Below are 253 nucleotides of genomic sequence, written 5' to 3' on the forward strand. Positions count from 1 at the left end.
TCCTGCGGTCTACTCACCACAGCCAACACTACGTATTAGATGTTGTTTTTAAAGAGGATAGCTCTCGAATCACTTTGGATGGTGCCGTTGAGAACATAGCGTTGTTCAGACGCTTTGTAATGAACATGCTTAAGCAATGTGATTGCGGTGCGCCAAGTCAAAAGGTGAAGTTGAAAAAAGCGGGATGGAACGACGATTATCGGGCTAGAGTCTTCTTTGGGTTATAAATCCATCAAAGTATGCTCCCGCCCTG

Annotated in this window: 1 protein-coding gene; it reads left to right on the forward strand. The window is 45.1% G+C overall.

All coding sequences use genetic code 11. The features are described from left to right. A partial coding sequence (locus AB4517_RS22465) for a transposase (RefSeq protein ID WP_372150065.1) occupies positions 1–227 on the forward strand: 227 nt, incomplete at its 5' end. Positions 228–253: the final 26 nt, after the last annotated feature.

It is taken from the genome of Vibrio sp. 10N.222.52.C3, assembly GCF_041474195.1.
In the GTDB taxonomy this organism is placed as follows: Bacteria; Pseudomonadota; Gammaproteobacteria; order Enterobacterales; family Vibrionaceae; genus Vibrio; species Vibrio crassostreae_C.